This is a genomic window from Streptomyces lycii (assembly GCF_009735685.1).
Lineage (GTDB): Bacteria > Actinomycetota > Actinomycetes > Streptomycetales > Streptomycetaceae > Streptomyces > Streptomyces lycii.
Genome location: NZ_WHPN01000375.1, coordinates 14,491 through 31,415 on the forward strand (window position 1 = coordinate 14,491; position 16,925 = coordinate 31,415).

A 16,925-nucleotide genomic window follows, 5' to 3' on the forward strand; every position below is an offset into this window, starting at 1 on the left:
CCGCGGAGCTGGGCTCCGTCGCGCATCTCGCGGCCGAGGACCTGTCGATGTTCGGCCGGGACCCGTGGTGGCTGATCGCGGTCAAGGCGGTCTTCTGCTTCGCGTTCGTCCTGCTGACCGTGCTGTTCTCGATCGTCTGGGAGCGCAAGGTCGTCGCCTGGATGCAGCGGCGCATCGGCCCGAACCGGCACGGCCCGTGGGGCCTGCTCCAGTCGCTGGCCGACGGCGCCAAGCTGATGTTCAAGGAAGACGTCGTCGTCAAGCGCGCCGACCGGATCGTCTACATCCTGGCGCCGATCGTCGCGGCCGTACCGGCCTTCATGGCGATCGCGGTGATTCCCTTCGGGCCCGCGGGCAACGAGATCTCGATCTTCGGCCAGCGCACCACGATGCAGCTGACCGACCTGCCGATCGCGATCCTCTACATCCTCGCCGTCGCCTCCGTCGGCATCTACGGCATCGTGCTCGCCGGCTGGTCCTCCGGCTCGACGTATCCGCTGCTCGGCGGCATGCGCTCGGTCGCCCAGGTGATCAGCTACGAGATCGCGATGGGCCTGTCCTTCGCGGCCGTCTTCCTCTACTCGGGCTCGATGTCCACCTCGGCGATCGTCGAGTCGCAGCAGGACCGCTGGTTCGCGATCCTGCTCCCGGTCTCCTTCGTGATCTACATCGTGTCGATGGTGGGCGAGGTCAACCGCGCCCCGTTCGACATGCCGGAGTCCGAGGGCGACCTGGTCGGCGGCTTCAACACCGAGTACAGCTCGATCAAGTTCGCGATGTTCATGCTGGCCGAGTACGTCAACATGGTCACCGTCGCGGCCGTCGCGGTCACCCTCTTCCTGGGCGGCTGGATGGCGCCCTGGCCCATCAGCACCTTCTGGGAGGGCGCGAACCACGGCTGGTGGCCGATGCTCTGGTTCACCCTCAAGGTCCAGGCGCTGCTGTTCTTCTTCATCTGGCTGCGCGGCACGCTGCCCCGCGTCCGCTACGACCAGCTGATGAAGCTCGGCTGGAAGGTCCTCATCCCGGTATCGATGGTCTGGCTGATGATGGTCGCCACCGTCCGGGCGCTGCGGAACGAGGACATCGCCTTCCAGGACATCGCGTTCTACGTCGCCGGCGCCGTCATCGCCGTCCTGCTGCTGTCCTACGTCGCGGACCTCTTCCGGGACCGCGGCGAGCGGAAGGCGGAACTGCGGGACGCGGACGAGCCGGAGCCCGAGTTCGACCCGATGGCGGGCGGCTATCCCGTACCGCCGCTTCCCGGGCAGACCCTGCCGCCCGTACCGCGCAGGCCCTCCCGTCACGTGCAGCCGCCCGTGACGGTCGCCGCGGGGGCGGACGGGACGACCAACGGAGAGGAGGCCGACACCCATGCCTGACAACCCTGTGGCCGGCTTCGGCGTGACCTTCAAGGCCATGTTCAAGAAGCGGCTGACCGAGCAGTACCCGGAGCAGAAGAAGCCGACGGCTCCGCGCTTCCACGGCCGTCACCAGCTGAACCGGCATCCGGACGGGCTGGAGAAGTGCGTCGGCTGCGAACTGTGCGCCTGGGCCTGTCCGGCGGACGCGATCTATGTCGAGGGCGCGGACAACACCGAGGAGGAGCGCTACTCGCCGGGCGAGCGCTACGGCCGCGTCTACCAGATCAACTATCTGCGCTGCATCCTGTGCGGGCTGTGCGTCGAGGCGTGCCCGACCCGGGCGCTGACCATGACCAACGACTACGAACTGGCGGACCGGACCCGCGAATCGCTCATCTACACCAAGGAGGAGCTGCTCGCGGGCCTCACCGAGGGCATGGTCGACTCGCCGCACGCCATCTACCCGGGCATGGACGAGCAGGACTACTACCGCGGGCTGGTGACCGAGGCCGCGCCCGGCACCGTGCAGCAGCCGGCGGTCTCCAAGGGTGAGATGCCGCAGGACGCCTCCTCGGACTTCGGGCCGGGCGAGCCCGCCTCGGAGCAGGTGGTCGAGCGATGAGCGGGCTGTCCCTGACGCACACCCTGGCGCAGCAGGCCTATTCGACCTCCACCGGCGAGGCCGTGCAGTTCTGGATCCTCGGCAGCGTCGCCGTGATCGGCGCGCTCTGCACGATCCTGATGCGGCGGGCCGTGCACTCGGCCCTCTGCCTCGCCGGGACCATGATCATTCTGGCGGTGTTCTACCTCGCCAACGGCGCCTACTTCCTCGGCGTCGTCCAGATCGTCGTCTACACCGGCGCGATCATGATGCTGTTCCTCTTCGTCGTGATGCTGGTCGGTGTCACCGCCGCCGACTCCCTCAAGGAGACGCTGAAGGGCCAGCGCTGGCTGGCCGCCCTCTGCGGCCTCGGCTTCGGTGTGCTGCTGATCGCCGGCATCGGCAACGCCTCGCTGTCCACCTTCACCGGGCTCGGCGAGGCCAACGCCGGCGGCAACGTCGAGGGACTCGCCGGGCTGATCTTCACCAAGTACGTCTTCGCGTTCGAGATCACCGGCGCGCTGCTGATCACCGCGGCCGTCGGCGCCATGGTGCTCACCCACCGCGAGCGCACCGAGCGGATGCCGAGCCAGCGGGAGCAGGCCGAGGCGCGCGTACGGAGCGGCAAGCAGCTTCCGCCGCTGCCCGCTCCCGGTGTCTACGCCCGGCACAACGCCGTGGACATCCCCGGTCTGCTGCCCGACGGCACGCCCTCGGAACTCACCGTCAACAAGACGCTGCGCGCCCGCGGGCAGATCCGCGACGTGTCCGGGGAGGCGCTCGCCGACCTGGCCGCGCTGGAGCAGCGTGCCGAGGAGCGGCTGGAGCGCGACCAGGACACCGAGGACCGTGCGGCCCACGACCGTGACACCGAGGAGGCGGCCAAGTGAGCCCGGTCAACTATCTCTATCTCGCGTCGCTGCTGTTCACCATCGGCGCGGCCGGAGTGCTGATCCGGCGCAACTCGATCGTCGTCTTCATGTGCGTCGAGCTGATGCTCAACGCCTGCAACCTGGCGTTCGTCGCCTTCTCCCGGATGCACGGCAATCTCGACGGCCAGATCATGGCGTTCTTCACCATGGTCGTCGCCGCCGCCGAGGTCGTGGTCGGTCTGGCGATCATCGTGATGCTCTTCCGTTCCCGCCACTCGGCCTCGGTCGATGACGCAAGTCTGATGAAGCTGTAAGGGGTCGAAAGACGTGGAGAACCTCATCGGATTGCTCGTCGCGGCGCCGCTGCTCGGTGCCGCCGTGCTGCTGTGCGGCGGAAAGCGGCTCGACCGCGCCGGGCACTGGCTCGGCACGGCGCTGGCGGCGGCCTCGTTCGTCATCGGCGTGGTGCTGTTCGCCGACATGCTGGGCAGGGACGGCGAGGAGCGGGCCCTGCACAGCCACGTGTTCAGCTGGATCCCGGTCGAGGGCTTCCAGGCGGACGTCGCCTTCCAGCTGGACCAGCTGTCGATGACCTTCGTGCTGCTGATCTCCGGGGTGGGCACGCTGATCCACCTCTACTCGGTCGGCTACATGGAGCACGACGCCCGGCGCCGCCGCTTCTTCGGCTATCTCAACCTCTTCCTCGCGGCGATGCTGCTGCTGGTCCTCGCCGACAACTACCTGCTGCTGTACGCGGGCTGGGAGGGCGTCGGCCTGGCGTCGTACCTGCTGATCGGCTTCTGGCAGCACAAGCCGAGCGCGGCGACGGCGGCGAAGAAGGCGTTCATCGTCAACCGGGTCGGCGACATGGGCCTGTCCATCGCGATCATGCTGATGTTCACGACCTTCGGGACCTTCGCGTTCGAGCCGGTGCTGGCAGGCGCCGGGGAGACCTCCGAGGGCATGCTGACCGCGATCGGGCTGATGCTGCTGCTCGCCGCCTGCGGCAAGTCGGCGCAGGTGCCGCTGCAGTCCTGGCTCGGTGACGCGATGGAGGGCCCGACCCCGGTCTCGGCCCTCATCCACGCCGCGACCATGGTCACCGCGGGCGTCTACCTGATCACCCGGTCCGGCGCGGTCTTCAACGGCGCGCCCGACGCGCAGCTGGTCGTCACCATCGTCGGTGCGGTCACGCTGATCTTCGGTGCGATCGTCGGTTGCGCGAAGGACGACATCAAGAAGGCCCTGGCGGGCTCGACGATGTCGCAGATCGGCTACATGGTGCTGGCCGCCGGGCTGGGCCCGATCGGCTATGTCTTCGCGATCATGCACCTGGTCACGCACGGCTTCTTCAAGGCCGGGCTGTTCCTCGGCGCCGGATCGGTCATGCACGGCATGAACGACGAGGTCGACATGCGCAAGTACGGGGGCCTGCGGAAGTACATGCCGGTCACCTTCGTGACCTTCGGCCTCGGCTATCTGGCGATCATCGGCTTCCCCGGCCTGTCCGGCTTCTGGTCCAAGGACAAGATCATCGAGGCGGCCTTCGCCAAGGGCGGCACCGAGGGCTGGATCCTGGGCGGAGTCGCGCTGCTGGGCGCGGCCATCACGGCGTACTACATGACGCGCGTGATGCTGATGACGTTCTTCGGCGAACCGCGCTGGAAGCGCGACGCGTCCGGTGCCGTCGCCGGTGCGAGCCCGCAGCGCCCGGACGTCGAGCCGGTGGCGGAGAACGCCGCCGACGCGGACACCGCGCACCCCGCGACCGGGGCCGCCGCCGAGCCGCACCCGCACGAGTCCCCGAAGTCCATGACAATCCCGATGATCGTGCTGGCCTTCGGCTCGGTCTTCGCGGGCGGACTGTTCTCGCTGAACAGCTCCTTCGTGCACTGGCTGGAGCCGGTCACCGGCCACGACCACGGCCACTCGCCGCTGAGCGCCGCGGCCGTGACCTCCGCGACCGTCGTCGTGCTGCTCACCGGTGTCGCGCTGGCCTGGGCCCAGTACGGCCGCAGGCCGGTCCCCGTGCTCGCCCCGCGCGGCTCGCTGCTCACCCGGGCGGCCCGCCGCGACCTGCTCCAGGACGACTTCAACCACGTCGCCCTGGTCAAGCCCGGCGAGTACCTCACCCGGGGGCTGGTGTACGTCGACGCGAAGGCCGTGGACGGCGCGGTCAACGGCACCGCGGCGGCGTTCGGCGGGCTCTCCGGCCGGATGCGGAAGGTCCAGAACGGGTTCGTCCGCTCCTACGCGGTCTCGATGTTCGGCGGTACGGCGGTCCTGATCGCCGCGACCCTGCTGATGAGGGCGGTCTGATATGTCATTTCCCCTGCTGACGGTCACGGCGGCGCTCCCGGCGGTCGGAGCGATCGCCACCGCGGCCGTGCCCGCCGCCGGGCGAGTCGCCGCGAAGTGGCTGGCGCTGGCGGTCTCGCTGGCCACGCTGGTGCTCGCCGGTGTCGTGTTCGCCCGGTTCGACCCGGGTGGCGACCGCTACCAGTTGACGGAGTCGCACGCGTGGATCGCCGACTTCGGCGTCCGCTACGAGCTGGGCGTGGACGGCATCGGCGCGGCCCTGATCGGGCTGACCGCGCTGCTGATCCCGTTCATCGTGCTGGCGGGCTGGCGCGACGCGGACGTCCCCGACGCCGAGGCGGGCGACACACGGGGCCGGCGCTGGCGGCCCACCCAGGGCTTCTTCGCGCTGATCCTGATGGTCGAGGCGATGGTGATCATCTCCTTCGCCGCGACCGACGTGTTCCTCTTCTACATCTTCTTCGAAGCCATGCTGATCCCGATGTACTTCCTCATCGGCGGCTTCGGGGACCGGGCGCACGCGAGTTCCGAGGACGAGGCGGCGAAGCAGCGTTCGTACGCCGCGGTGAAGTTCCTGCTCTACAACCTGGCGGGCGGCCTGATCATGCTCGCCGCGGTCGTCGGGCTGTACGCCGCCACCGCCGACCAGCTCGGCGAGGGCACCTTCTCGCTGGCACGGATCGCCGAGGCCCGCGCCTCCGGCGAACTGGAGCTGGCGACGAACACCGAACGGCTGCTGTTCCTGGGCTTCTTCCTCGCCTTCGCGGTGAAGGCGCCGCTGTGGCCGCTGCACACCTGGCTGCCCAACGCCATGGGCGAGTCGACGGCGCCCGTCGCGGTGCTGATCACCGCGGTCGTCGACAAGGTCGGCACCTTCGCGATGCTCCGCTTCTGCCTCGGTCTCTTCCCCGAGGCCAGCAGCTGGGCGACGCCCGTGATCCTGGTGCTGGCGGTGATCAGCGTCATCTACGGCGCCCTGCTCGCGATCGCCCAGCGGGACATCAAGCGGCTCATCGCCTACGCCTCGATCTCCCACTTCGGCTTCATCGTCATGGGGATCTTCGCCATGACCAGCCAGGGCCAGAGCGGCGCGACCCTGTACATGGTCAACCACGGGATCTCGACGGCGGCCCTGCTGCTGGTCGCCGGCTTCCTGATCTCGCGGCGCGGCTCCCGGCTCATCGCCGACTACGGCGGGGTGCAGAAGGTCGCGCCGGTGCTCGCCGGGACGTTCCTGGTCGGCGGGCTCGCGACGCTCTCGCTGCCCGGACTGGCGCCGTTCGTCAGCGAGTTCCTGGTGCTGGTCGGCACCTTCAGCCGGTACCCGGTGATCGGCATCGTCGCGACGCTGGGCATCGTCCTCGCCGCGCTCTACGTCCTGGTGCTCTACCAGCGCACCATGACCGGCCCGCTGAAGGCCGGGCTGGAGAAGATGCCGGACCTGCGGCTGCGGGAGCTGGCCGTGGCGGGGCCGCTGATCGCCCTGCTGCTGTTCCTCGGCTTCTACCCGAAGCCGCTGACCGACGTCGTCAACCCGGCCGTCGAGCACACGCTCTCGGACGTGGAGAAGACCGACCCGAAGCCGGACGTACCCGTGACGGCACATGATGCGGAGGCCGCGAAGTGAGCCACGTGGCAACTGTCCACAGCCTGTGGACAATTTCTGCCGACGCGCCGGCGGCGATCCTCGCGCCGGACATCGAGTACATGCAGCTGCTGCCGGTGCTGATCGTGATCGGCGCGGCGGTCGTCGGGATAATGCTGGAGGCGTTCCTCCCGCGCCGGGCCCGCTACTACGCGCAGGTGATGCTCACCCTCGTCGCCCTGGCCGCGTCCTTCGCGGCCGTCGTGGGCCTCGCGGCGAGCGGCCACGCGACGGAGAAGGCGCAGATCGCGGGCATGGGCGCGCTCGCCGTGGACGGCCCGGCGCTGTTCCTCCAGGGCACCATCGCGCTGGTCGCCATCGTCTCCGTGCTCACCTTCGCGGAGCGGCGGCTGGACCCGGCGGCGCACGGCAACCGCGTCGACTCGTTCGCCGCGCAGGGTGCCGCCACCCCGGGCGGGGTGGCCGAACAGCAGGCGGTCAAGGCGGGCTTCACCACCACCGAGGTCTTCCCGATCCTGCTGTTCGCGGTCGCGGGCATGCTGGTCTTCCCGGCCGCCAACGACCTGCTGACGCTGTTCATCGCGCTGGAGGTCTTCTCCCTCCCGCTGTACGTCCTGTGCGCGCTCGCCCGCCGGCAGCGGCTGCTGTCGCAGGAGGCGGCGCTCAAGTACTTCCTGCTCGGCGCATTCTCCTCGGCGTTCCTGCTGTTCGGCGTCGCGCTGCTGTACGGCTACGCGGGCACCGTGACGTACGGCGGCATCGCCGAGGTCGTCTCCGGCGACCTCCAGCGGGTCGACCCGGCCGTCGCCGCCACCATGGGCAACGACGCGCTGCTGCTGATCGGCGGGGCGCTGGTGATCATGGGACTGCTCTTCAAGGTCGGCGCCGTGCCGTTCCACATGTGGACCCCGGACGTCTACCAGGGCGCCCCGACCCCGGTCACCGGCTTCATGGCGGCCGCGACGAAGGTCGCCGCGTTCGGCGCGCTGCTGCGGCTGCTGTACGTGGTGCTGCCCGGGCTGCGCTGGGACTGGCGGCCGGTGATGTGGGGCGTCGTGATCGTCACCATGCTGGTCGGCGCGATCGTCGCGGTCACCCAGACCGATGTGAAGCGGCTGCTGGCGTACTCCTCGGTCGCGCACGCCGGTTTCATCCTGGCCGGTGTCATCGCCACCACCCCGTCGGGGATCTCCTCGGTCCTCTTCTACCTGCTGGCCTACTCCTTCGTGACGCTCGGCGCGTTCGCCGTCGTCACGCTGGTGCGGGACGCGGGCGGCGAGGCCACGCACCTGTCCAAGTGGGTGGGGCTCGGGCGTCGTTCGCCGCTGGTGGCGGCGGTCTTCGCGGTCTTCCTGCTGGCCTTCGCGGGGATTCCGCTGACCTCGGGATTCGCGGGCAAGTTCGCGGTGTTCAAGGCCGCGGCGGAGGGCGGCGCGGGCACGCTGGTGGTGGTCGGTGTCGCGGCGTCGGCCATCGCGGCGTTCTTCTACATCCGGGTCATCGTGCTGATGTTCTGGAACGAGCCGAAGCCGGAGGGCCCGACGGTCGCCGTGCCCAGCGCGCTGACGTCGACGGCCATCGCGATCGGCGTCGTCGTCACGGTGGTGCTGGGCGTCGCGCCGCAGTACTTCCTGGACCTGGCCGGCCAGGCGGGCGTCTTCGTGCGCTGAGGCGTCCCGCGGCGCGCGGGCGCGTACACGGCGGTGGGCCGCCGCTCCNNNGTGCTGCGCCGGGGCGGCGCGGGACGCCGCCGTGCCCCGTTCCGTATTCCGGGGCCCGGGCCGCCGGTCAGGAAGGCTCCGTTCCCCGGGCCGCCGTGAGGGAGGCTCCCGGGCCGCCGTCAGGAGGGCCCGGTGTCCGGGGCCGGCCGTCAGGAGGGCATGATCCGCCCCGTCACCTCGCCGAGGCCGACCCGGGTGCCGTCCGGGCCCGGTGCCCAGGCGGTCAGCGTGACCTCGTCGCCGTCCTCCAGGAACGTCCGCTTGCCGTCGGGCAGGTCCAGCGGATCGCGGCCGTTCCAGGTCAGTTCCAGCAGGCTGCCGCGCTGGCCCGGTTCGGGGCCGCTGACGGTGCCCGAGGCGTAGAGGTCGCCGGTGCGCAGCGAGGCGCCGCCCGCGGTCAGGTGCGCCAGTTGCTGGGCCCCCGTCCAGTACAGGGTCGCGGCGGGCGGCTCGGCGACGGGGTGCCCGTTCAGTGCGACCTGGATGCGGATGTCCAGGCCACCCGGCTCCTCGCCGGAGTCGTCCAGATACGGCAGCGGCGCGGGGTCGCGCGGGGGAGGCGCCGTACGGGCCGCGTCGAGGGCGTCCAGCGGGGTGATCCAGGCGGACACGGACGTGGCGAACGACTTGCCGAGGAACGGCCCGAGCGGCACCGTCTCCCAGGACTGGATGTCCCGCGCCGACCAGTCGTTGACCAGGCAGACCCCGAAGACGTGCTCGCGGAACGCGGACAGCGGCACCGGTTCGCCGTGCCGGGACGGGGCGCCGACGACGAAACCGACCTCGGCCTCGATGTCGAGCCGCCGCGTCGGGCCGAACACCGGCCGCGGCCCGGCAGCGGCAGCCGGACCGGGACCCGCGCCGGCCGCCGGAGCGGAAGCGGCCGGGGGACCGGCCTGCGGACCGGCAGCGGCAGCGGCACCGGAGCCGGGCGCGGACCCGGAACGGGCCGCCGGCCCCGGCTCCGGCTCACCCCGGCGCTGGCCGGAGGGGCGCACCACGGGCGTACCGGAGACGACGACCGTCCCGGCCCGGCCGTGGTAACCGATGGGGAGGTGCTTCCAGTTGGCGGGCAGCGGCTCGCCGTGCGGCCGGAAGATGCGGCCCGCGTTCGTCGCGTGGTGCTCGCTGGAGTAGAAGTCGGCGTAGTCGGCGACCTCGAACGGCAGGTGCAGGGTGACCTCCGGCAGCGGGCGGAGGAACGGCTCGATCGCGGGATAGCCGAGCCAGGTCCTGATGTCCTCGCGGACCGCCCGCCAGACCGCGGGCCCGGCCGCCATCAGCGGATTGAGGGTGGGCCGCGCCAGGACGTCGGTGTGCGGCGAGCCGAGCGCGGTCGCGGCGGTCGGGACGTCCAGGACCCGGTCGCCGTAGCGGACGCCGACGCGCTTGCGGTCGGGCTCGTCGGCGGTGCTGAAGATGCCGTAGGGGAGGTTGTGCAGCCCGTAGAGCCCGTCGGCGGCCGTGGCGGCGGCGGAGGCGGCCGGGCCTGCCGGGGCGTCCGGTTCCGCCGGTCCCGGCGCGCCCGTCCCGCCCTCCGGGCCGCGCCCGGAGGCCGCCGCGGACGGGACTGCCGCGGGTTCGGGGAGGTGATACGGATCCTGCTCGGGCATGGGCTACCGCCTCGCCTTCCTGCCACCGGGTGGTCTGTCACCCGGTCGGGGGTGCCGATCGGGCTCGCGCGCGACAGGGTAACCGGCCGACACCGCTCCGTGTGCGGCGGGCGGAGCACCGGCGGACCCCCGCGTCGGACCGGGCGGTGGCCGTCCGGGGCCACCATGATGGGGACATGGCCGAACGTCTGCGCGTCCTCACCATGAACGTCCTCGCGCCGGAGTACGCCGACTGGCCCCGCCGGCGCCGGGTGATCGCCGACGAACTGCGGGCGCTGCGGCCGGACGTGGTGGCGCTCCAGGAGGTGACCCCCGGCGGTCCGGCCGAGCTGCTGGGGGAGGGCTGGCACATCACCGGCCACCCGCACCGCGGCCCCGACGGCGTCGGCGCCGCGCTGGCCCTCCGCCGTCCGCCCCGGGCCGTACACCGGCGGGACCTGTTCGTCACCGACCGCGCCCGCGCCCAGCCCTGGTGCGGGGTGGCCGCCGCAGAGGTCCCCGGCCCCGGGGAGATGGGCCCGCTGCTGGTCGTGCACCACAAGCCGTCCTGGCCGTACGACCACGAGCGCGAGCGCGAGCTGCAAGCGGTCTCCTGCGCCCGCTTCGTGGAGGAAATCCTCGCCGGCCGGGACGCGGACGCGGCGCCGCCGCACGTGCTGCTGCTCGGCGACTTCGACGCGGCCCCGGACGCCGCGAGCATCCGGTTCCTCACCGGCCGCCAGTCGCTGGACGGCCGGAGCGTCTGCTACCGGGACGCGTGGCCGGCCGCCCGACCCGGCGAGCCCGGCCACACCTTCTCGCCGCGCAACGGGCTGGTGCGCGCCGGTGACATGGCGGGCGACCCGGGGCGCCGCATCGACTACGTGATGGTGCGCTGCGGTCCGCACGGGCCGAGCCTGGACGTCGCCGCCTGCGACCGGGTGCTGGTCGATCCGGTGGCGGGCGTCCAGGCGAGCGACCACTACGGGGTCGTGGCCGATCTCGTGCTGCCGGCCCGGGAGCCCGGGCGCTGGGCCTGACCGTTTTGGAACAACACCGATCGAAAGTGACCAAGAACACACGGGGCGCCCGGTCCGCTCCCGGTTCGCCCGACCCGGCCCGGAAGGCACGCGCTGAGCAGGGCGCTTGCGGCCAACAGGCGCCCGCCGTGATCCACATGTGACCGGATACGCTTCCTGTGACGACCCCGTGGTGACCGTGGAGAGGCCGCGGGGCGGCGTCAGCACCGACATTTGCGAAACCCCGGCGTCTCCAGGCCACCACGGGGTCCCGCGCCGCCGTCCGCAGACAGGAGAACTCCCCGTGACCGTCGCCGGGCCCTTCGGGCTGAACGTGCGGGACCAGGCTCTGGAAGCCGACGTCCAGGCCGGGTTGACGGCTGTCGAGGAAGGTCTGCTGGACGCCACCAAGAGCGACGTCCCCTTCATCACCGAGGCCGCGCAGCATCTCGTACGTGCCGGGGGGAAGCGTTTCCGCCCGCTGCTGGTGATGCTGGCCGCGCAGTTCGGGGACCCGCAGGAGCCGGGCATCGTGCCGGCCGCCGTCGTCGTCGAGCTGACGCATCTCGCGACGCTCTACCACGACGACGTCATGGACGAGGCCGACGTCCGCCGCGGAGTCCCCAGCGCCAACGCCAACTGGAACAACTCCGTCGCCGTCCTCACCGGCGACTTCCTCTTCTCCCGCGCCTCGCACATGCTGGCCGACCTCGGCCCGGAGGCCGTCCGGATCCAGGCCCAGGCGTTCGAGCGGCTCGTCACCGGCCAGATCCTGGAGACGGCCGGGCCGCGCGACGGACGCGACCCGATCAGCCACTACCTCGACGTCATCGCGGGCAAGACCGGCTCGCTGATCGCCGTCGCCGGGCGGTTCGGCGCGATGATGGCCGGCGCCGACGAGGGCGTCGTCGACATCCTCACCCAGTACGGCGAGCGGCTCGGCACGGCCTTCCAGCTCGCCGACGACGTCCTCGACATCGCCAGCGACAGCCACGAGTCCGGCAAGACCCCCGGCACCGACCTCCGCGAGGGCGTCCCGACCCTGCCCGTGCTGCGGCTGCGCGCCCGCGCCGCGTCGCCGGAGGCGGACACCGCGGACCGCGAGCTGTGCGCCCTGCTCGACGGCGGCCTGCCGGACGACGCCGCGGTCGAGGAGGCGCTGCGGCGGCTGCGCGCGCACCCGGCTCTCGAAGAGGCCCGCCGCGACACCGTCCGCTACGCGGAAGAGGCCCGCGCGACCCTCGCCCCGCTCCCGGAGTGCGCGGCGAAGACCGCTCTGGAGAGCCTCTGCGACGCGGTCGTTCACCGGGCCGGCTGACCCGCCGCGGCGTGGTCGCGCACCGGGCCGGCCGACCCGCTGCACCGGGCCCACCGACCTGCTGCGGCGTGGCCGTTCACCGGGCTGCTGCCCCGCCGCCCCTACGGGTCGGTCCCCTTCCGGCGGTACGGCCCCCGCCCCCCGGCGGAGGTCTCTCCTCCCGGCGGCGTACTCCAGGTTGCTTCCACGGCATGACGCCCCGGCGCGCTCGATTTGGTGGGATGAGAGCACAAACGCGGCGGGCCGGGTGACAATGGCGAAGAGGTGGCACTGCCCGCCCGGCCGGTGAATGCCGGCCGGAGGGCAACGGGCACCACGCGAACCGCCGCCGACCACGGAGGTAGGGCAACATGCCAGGAAAGCGACCGACGCAGGTCACCGACGAATGGAACGGCGGGGGAAGCACCCCGGCGCCGGGCCGCAGGGCGGCGCGGTACGCCGTGCCGGTCGCCGTGGCGGGGGTCGCGGCGGCGACCATCGGGCTCGTACCGGCGCTCGCCAGCACCGGAAGCCCCGATCTGCCCGAGATCTCGGCCGCGGAACTCATCGCGAAGATGGCCGAGTCCGACACCGAGCAACTGTCCGGAACGGTCAAGGTCAGCACCGACCTCGGACTGCCCGGCCTGCCCGGCCTGTCCGGCGGCGGCCAGGGCGGCCAGGGCCTCTTCGGCGGCGGCCACGGCGGCTCCGGGCCCGACGGCGGCCGGGGTGTCGACGGCAGCCGGGGCGCCGAGGACGGCCGGGACGGTGAAGGCGGCGAGGGCAAGGGCTCGGCCGCGGACCCGCAGGCCAAGCTCATGGAGCTGGCCTCCGGCACGCACACGCTGCGGGTGGCCGCCGACGGCCCGGACAGGCAGCGGCTGTCGATCGTCGGGGACGCCGCCGAGTACAGCCTGATTCACAACGGCGACGAGCTGTGGGCCTACGACTCCGGCAGCAACTCCGCGTTCCACGCGACCGCTCCGGACGACTCGGAGAAGAAGCGCGGCGACGGCGGGAAGCACCAGCCGGGCGGGCTGCCCGGCGAACTGGCCGACGCCACCCCGCAGGAGCTGGCCGAGCACGCGCTGAAGGCGGTCGACGACACGACCACCGTCAAGGTGGACGGCACCGCGAAGGTCGCGGGCCGGGACGCCTACCAGCTGGCGATCGAGCCGAAGGCCGAGGAGTCCACGGTCGAGTCGGTACGGATCGCCGTCGACGCGGACAACGGCGTGCCGCTGAAGTTCACGCTGCACCCGAAGAGCGGCGGCAAGGCCGCGATCGACGTGGGCTTCACCTCGGTGGACTTCGGAGCGCCGGACGCGAAGCTGTTCGAGTTCACGCCGCCGAAGGGCGCCGAGGTCACCGAGGCCGACGAGCGGCGGCCCGACGGGAAGCAGCTCGAGGAGCGGCTGAAGGAGAAGGGCCTCGACGGCAAGGGCCTGGACGAGAAGAGCCTGCGGGAGCTGCGGGAGAAGTCCGGCGGCGGCGGGCTGTCCGGCCTGAACGTCATCGGTGAGGGCTGGGCGAGCGTCGCCGAACTCAGGGCGCCCGACGGCGGCAAGGGGCTCGGCGGCACCGGTGCCGGGGGCGAACTGCCCGCCCGGGCCGAACAGTTCCTGGACAGCCTCGGCGAGAAGGTCAGCGGTGACTTCGGCGGCGGCAGGGTGTTCAGCACCCGGCTGGTCAACGTCCTGATGACGGACGACGGGGCGGTCTACGCGGGCGCGGTCGACAAGGCGGCGCTGGTCGAGGCCGCGGAAGAGGCGAAGTAGCCGACACGCGGGGCGCCGGCGGGGCCCGGTGGCGCGACCGGCACCGGCCCGTCGCACGGACGACGTGGCCGGAGCCGAAGCGCCGGCAGTGCCGGCAGCCACAGCGCCGGCAGCTCCGGCACCACCGGCCGCGCAGACCGCGAGCAGGCGGCGTCGGCATCGCGAGTACGGAGCGCCGGCACCGCCGGTACGGAGCACGCACGGAGCACACGGCCCCGCCCGCCGTCCGGCCACCGGGCGGGACGGGCGGGGCCGTTCCCGGACAGGAGAAGGATGAACCAGCCGCCCGACACCGGGCCCGAGGCCACTTCCCGGTCCGAGCCCACTTCCCCGGCCGGGGCCGGTCCGGCGTCCGGTCCGGCTGCCGGTCCGGACACGGCGCCGGACAGCCCGCCCGGCGGCGTGCACGACATCGGTTCCGGCGGCGCGCACGAGGACGGTCCCGGTGCCCCGTACGACGGCGGTTCCGACAGCGCGCACGACGGCGCGCTCGGCCCCGTGCGCCACAGCGCGTCCGGGGCGTCTGCCGGGACGAGGGCCGGGACGAGGGCCGGGAAGGAGGCCGGGACGAGGGCCGGGAACCCGTCCGTCGACCAGGTGATCGTGACCCAGGGCCTCACCAAGCGGTTCCGCGGCGGGCAGCTCGCCGTGGACGGACTCGACCTGGCCGTGCCCCGCGGGAGCGTGTTCGGCTTCCTCGGCCCGAACGGTTCCGGCAAGACGACCACCATCCGGATGCTGATGGGCCTCATCGAGCCCACGTCCGGCAGCGCCCGGCTGCTCGGCAGCCCCGTGCCGCGCGGTCTGCGCCGGGTGCTGCCCGAGGTCGGTGCGCTGATCGAGGGCCCGGCGCTGTACGGCTTCCTGTCCGGACGCGACAATCTGCGGCGCTACGACGCGGCCGACCCGACGGCCGACCCCCGGACCCGTACCGCCCGGATCGGTGACGCGCTGGAGCGGGTCGGGCTGGCCGCCGCCGCGGGGAAGAAGGCCCGCGCGTACTCGCTCGGCATGAAGCAGCGGCTCGGTCTGGCGGCCGCGCTGCTCCAGCCCCGGCAACTGCTCGTCCTCGACGAACCGACCAACGGCCTCGACCCGCAGGGCATGCGGGAGATCCGTTCCCTGGTACGGGAGTTGGCGGCCGACGGCACGACCGTCTTCCTCTCCTCGCACCTGCTGGACGAGATCGAGCAGGTGTGCACCCACGCGGCGGTGATGACGCGCGGGCGGCTCGTCGTCCAGGGCCCGGTCGCGGAGCTGTCGGCCGGAGCCCGGGGACGGCTGGCCGTCACCACCCCGGACCGGGCGGACGCGGTGCGGGTGCTGAAGGAGCACGGGGTGACGGATCTGGCCGTGGCGGGGGAGAAGGTGACCGGTGAGCTGCCGGTCCCGCCGCCGGATCTCGCCGTGCTCAACGCGGCACTGGTACGGGCGGACGTACGGGTCCGGGCGTTCGGCGCCGAACGGGCCTCGCTGGAGGACGCGTTCGTGGCACTGACCGGGGAGGGCTTCGATGTCGCGCAATGAGACGGAGCCGACGGGACCGGCGACCGAACCGGCAACGGGACAGGGGCGGGGACCGGTGACGGGACGGGCGGAAGAGCCGGCGACGGAACGGGTGACGGGGCCGGCGGGAGACCCGGCGACGCACCCGGTGACGGAACCGGCGGCGGGGCCGAGCGGGCGGAAGGCGGGACCGGTGGCGGACGCCGCTCCGGCCGGTGCGGACCGGACGACGCCCGCGGGCGGGCCGCCCGGTACGGGCGGGAGATCCGCGAACGGACGGCTCGGTGCCGGACGTGTGCCCGCGGACGGACCGCCCGGTGCAGGACGTGTGCCCGCCGACGGGCCGCCCGGTGCGGGGCGGCGGCCGAGTCCGCTGTGGACGCTCGGCCTCTTCCGCAGCGAGATCGTCACGACCTTCCGCCGCTGGCGGACCCTCGCCCTGCTGGCCGTACTGGCCGGGGTGCCGCTGCTCGTCGGTGTCGCCGTACGGATCGAGACCGGTGACGGCGGCTCGCTGGGGGAGGGGGGCGGCGGCGGTGGCCCGGCGTTCATCGCGCAGGTCACCAACAACGGCCTGTTCCTGGTCTTCACCTCGCTGGCCGCCACCCTGCCGTTCTTCCTGCCGATGAGCATCGGGGTCGTCGCGGGCGACGCGATCGCGGGCGAGGCGGGCGGCGGGACGCTCCGCTATCTGCTGGTCGCGCCCGCGGGCCGGACCCGGCTGCTGCTCGCCAAGTACGCGGCCACGCTGGTCTTCTGCCTGGTCGCCACGCTGGTGGTGGCCGCGTCGGCGCTGGTCGTCGGGGCGCTGCTGTTCCCGCTCGGCGAGGTCACGCTGATCTCCGGCACCACGGTGCCGTTCGCGGAGGGCCTGTTGCGGGCGCTCGCCGTGGCGGTGGCCGTCGCGCTGTCGCTGACCGGCATCGCGGCGCTGGGGCTTTTCATCTCCACGCTGACGAACAGCGGGATCGCGGCGATGGCAGCGACCGTGGGCCTGCTGATCACCGTGCAGATCCTCGACACCATCCCGCAGTTGCACGCCGTCCATCCGTATCTCTTCCCGCACCACTGGCTGAGCTTCGCCGACCTGCTGCGTGACCCGGTCTACTGGGACGAGATCCTGAGCAACCTCGGCCTCCAGGCGCTGTACGCGGCGGTGTTCGGCTCGGCGGCGTGGGCGCGCTTCACGGCGCGGGACATCACGGTGTAGCGCCCCGCGCCCGCTGCCCATGCCCTGCCCCCTGCCCCCC

The 16,925-nt window shown here is 72.4% G+C and carries 13 protein-coding genes; 12 read left to right on the forward strand and 1 reads right to left on the reverse strand.

What is annotated here, in order from left to right:
• The first annotated feature begins 47 nt into the window (after positions 1 to 47).
• Genes nuoH through nuoN form a run of 7 tightly spaced genes read left to right on the forward strand, consistent with a single transcriptional unit; the run spans position 48 to position 8,432 of the window.
• The gene (nuoH, locus tag GCU69_RS25565; protein WP_098753417.1) at positions 48 to 1,382 is read left to right on the forward strand and encodes an NADH-quinone oxidoreductase subunit NuoH; all 1,335 of its coding nucleotides are present in this window, start codon (positions 48 to 50) and stop codon (positions 1,380 to 1,382) included.
• Positions 1,375 to 1,986 (forward strand): NADH-quinone oxidoreductase subunit NuoI, encoded by a 612-nt coding sequence (nuoI, locus tag GCU69_RS25570; RefSeq protein ID WP_098753404.1) that lies wholly within the window; start codon positions 1,375 to 1,377, stop codon positions 1,984 to 1,986. Before nuoH ends, nuoI begins: the two co-directional genes overlap by 8 nt.
• On the forward strand, positions 1,983 to 2,855 hold the full coding sequence (locus tag GCU69_RS25575) for an NADH-quinone oxidoreductase subunit J (protein WP_408055844.1): 873 nt from the start codon (positions 1,983 to 1,985) through the stop codon (positions 2,853 to 2,855). The genes nuoI and GCU69_RS25575 overlap by 4 nt, the downstream gene beginning before the upstream one ends.
• Entirely contained in the window at positions 2,852 to 3,151 is a 300-nt protein-coding gene (gene nuoK, locus GCU69_RS25580) for an NADH-quinone oxidoreductase subunit NuoK (protein WP_098753405.1), read from the forward strand. The genes GCU69_RS25575 and nuoK overlap by 4 nt, the downstream gene beginning before the upstream one ends.
• A 13-nt stretch (positions 3,152 to 3,164) precedes the next feature.
• Entirely contained in the window at positions 3,165 to 5,156 is a 1,992-nt protein-coding gene (nuoL, locus tag GCU69_RS25585; RefSeq protein WP_156207295.1) for an NADH-quinone oxidoreductase subunit L, read from the forward strand.
• A gap of 1 nt (position 5,157) precedes the next feature.
• Positions 5,158 to 6,783 carry an NADH-quinone oxidoreductase subunit M gene (locus tag GCU69_RS25590; RefSeq protein WP_098753407.1) on the forward strand — a complete coding sequence of 542 codons (1,626 nt, stop codon included), beginning with the start codon at positions 5,158 to 5,160 and terminating at the stop codon, positions 6,781 to 6,783.
• Positions 6,780 to 8,432: an NADH-quinone oxidoreductase subunit NuoN gene (nuoN, locus tag GCU69_RS25595; RefSeq protein ID WP_098753408.1), complete on the forward strand. Its 1,653-nt coding sequence runs from the start codon at positions 6,780 to 6,782 to the stop codon at positions 8,430 to 8,432. Before GCU69_RS25590 ends, nuoN begins: the two co-directional genes overlap by 4 nt.
• A gap of 200 nt (positions 8,433 to 8,632) precedes the next feature.
• Here nuoN and GCU69_RS25600 read toward each other — a convergent pair whose 3' ends face one another.
• On the reverse strand, positions 8,633 to 10,096 hold the full coding sequence (locus tag GCU69_RS25600; RefSeq protein WP_156207296.1) for a fumarylacetoacetate hydrolase family protein: 1,464 nt from the start codon (positions 10,094 to 10,096) through the stop codon (positions 8,633 to 8,635).
• 176 nt (positions 10,097 to 10,272) lie between these two features.
• On the opposite strand from GCU69_RS25600, the gene GCU69_RS25605 reads away from it, so the two are divergent.
• From GCU69_RS25605 to GCU69_RS25625, 5 genes are all read left to right on the forward strand, one after another.
• Positions 10,273 to 11,115: an endonuclease/exonuclease/phosphatase family protein gene (locus GCU69_RS25605; protein WP_098753410.1), complete on the forward strand. Its 843-nt coding sequence runs from the start codon at positions 10,273 to 10,275 to the stop codon at positions 11,113 to 11,115.
• A 283-nt stretch (positions 11,116 to 11,398) separates the two neighbouring features.
• A complete protein-coding gene (locus tag GCU69_RS25610; RefSeq protein ID WP_098753411.1) occupies positions 11,399 to 12,412 on the forward strand; it encodes a polyprenyl synthetase family protein in 1,014 nt (337 codons plus the stop codon).
• 350 nt (positions 12,413 to 12,762) lie between these two features.
• Positions 12,763 to 14,169, forward strand: a complete 1,407-nt coding sequence (locus tag GCU69_RS25615; protein WP_156207297.1) for a LolA family protein — start codon at positions 12,763 to 12,765, stop codon at positions 14,167 to 14,169.
• Positions 14,170 to 14,766: 597 nt separating this feature from the next.
• The gene (locus GCU69_RS25620) at positions 14,767 to 15,696 is read left to right on the forward strand and encodes an ABC transporter ATP-binding protein (protein ID WP_235978706.1); all 930 of its coding nucleotides are present in this window, start codon (positions 14,767 to 14,769) and stop codon (positions 15,694 to 15,696) included.
• Between the two features lie 307 nt (positions 15,697 to 16,003).
• Complete coding sequence (locus tag GCU69_RS25625; RefSeq protein ID WP_156207298.1) at positions 16,004 to 16,885, forward strand: ABC transporter permease; 882 nt, start codon at positions 16,004 to 16,006, stop codon at positions 16,883 to 16,885.
• The last annotated feature ends 40 nt before the right edge of the window (positions 16,886 to 16,925 follow it).

What these genes read in the sequence shown, in the direction of transcription:
- nuoI (WP_098753404.1), top strand. Translation starts at nt 1,375, where the DNA reads ATGCCTGACAACCCTGTGGCCGGCTTCGGCGTGACCTTCAAGGCCATG.
- GCU69_RS25590 (WP_098753407.1), top strand. Translation starts at nt 5,158, where the DNA reads ATGTCATTTCCCCTGCTGACGGTCACGGCGGCGCTCCCGGCGGTCGGA.
- GCU69_RS25605 (WP_098753410.1), top strand. Translation starts at nt 10,273, where the DNA reads ATGGCCGAACGTCTGCGCGTCCTCACCATGAACGTCCTCGCGCCGGAG.
- GCU69_RS25615 (WP_156207297.1), top strand. Translation starts at nt 12,763, where the DNA reads ATGCCAGGAAAGCGACCGACGCAGGTCACCGACGAATGGAACGGCGGG.
- GCU69_RS25575 (WP_408055844.1), top strand. Translation starts at nt 1,983, where the DNA reads ATGAGCGGGCTGTCCCTGACGCACACCCTGGCGCAGCAGGCCTATTCG.
- nuoH (WP_098753417.1), top strand. Translation starts at nt 48, where the DNA reads ATGTTCGGCCGGGACCCGTGGTGGCTGATCGCGGTCAAGGCGGTCTTC.
- GCU69_RS25600 (WP_156207296.1), bottom strand. Translation starts at nt 10,096, where the DNA reads ATGCCCGAGCAGGATCCGTATCACCTCCCCGAACCCGCGGCAGTCCCG.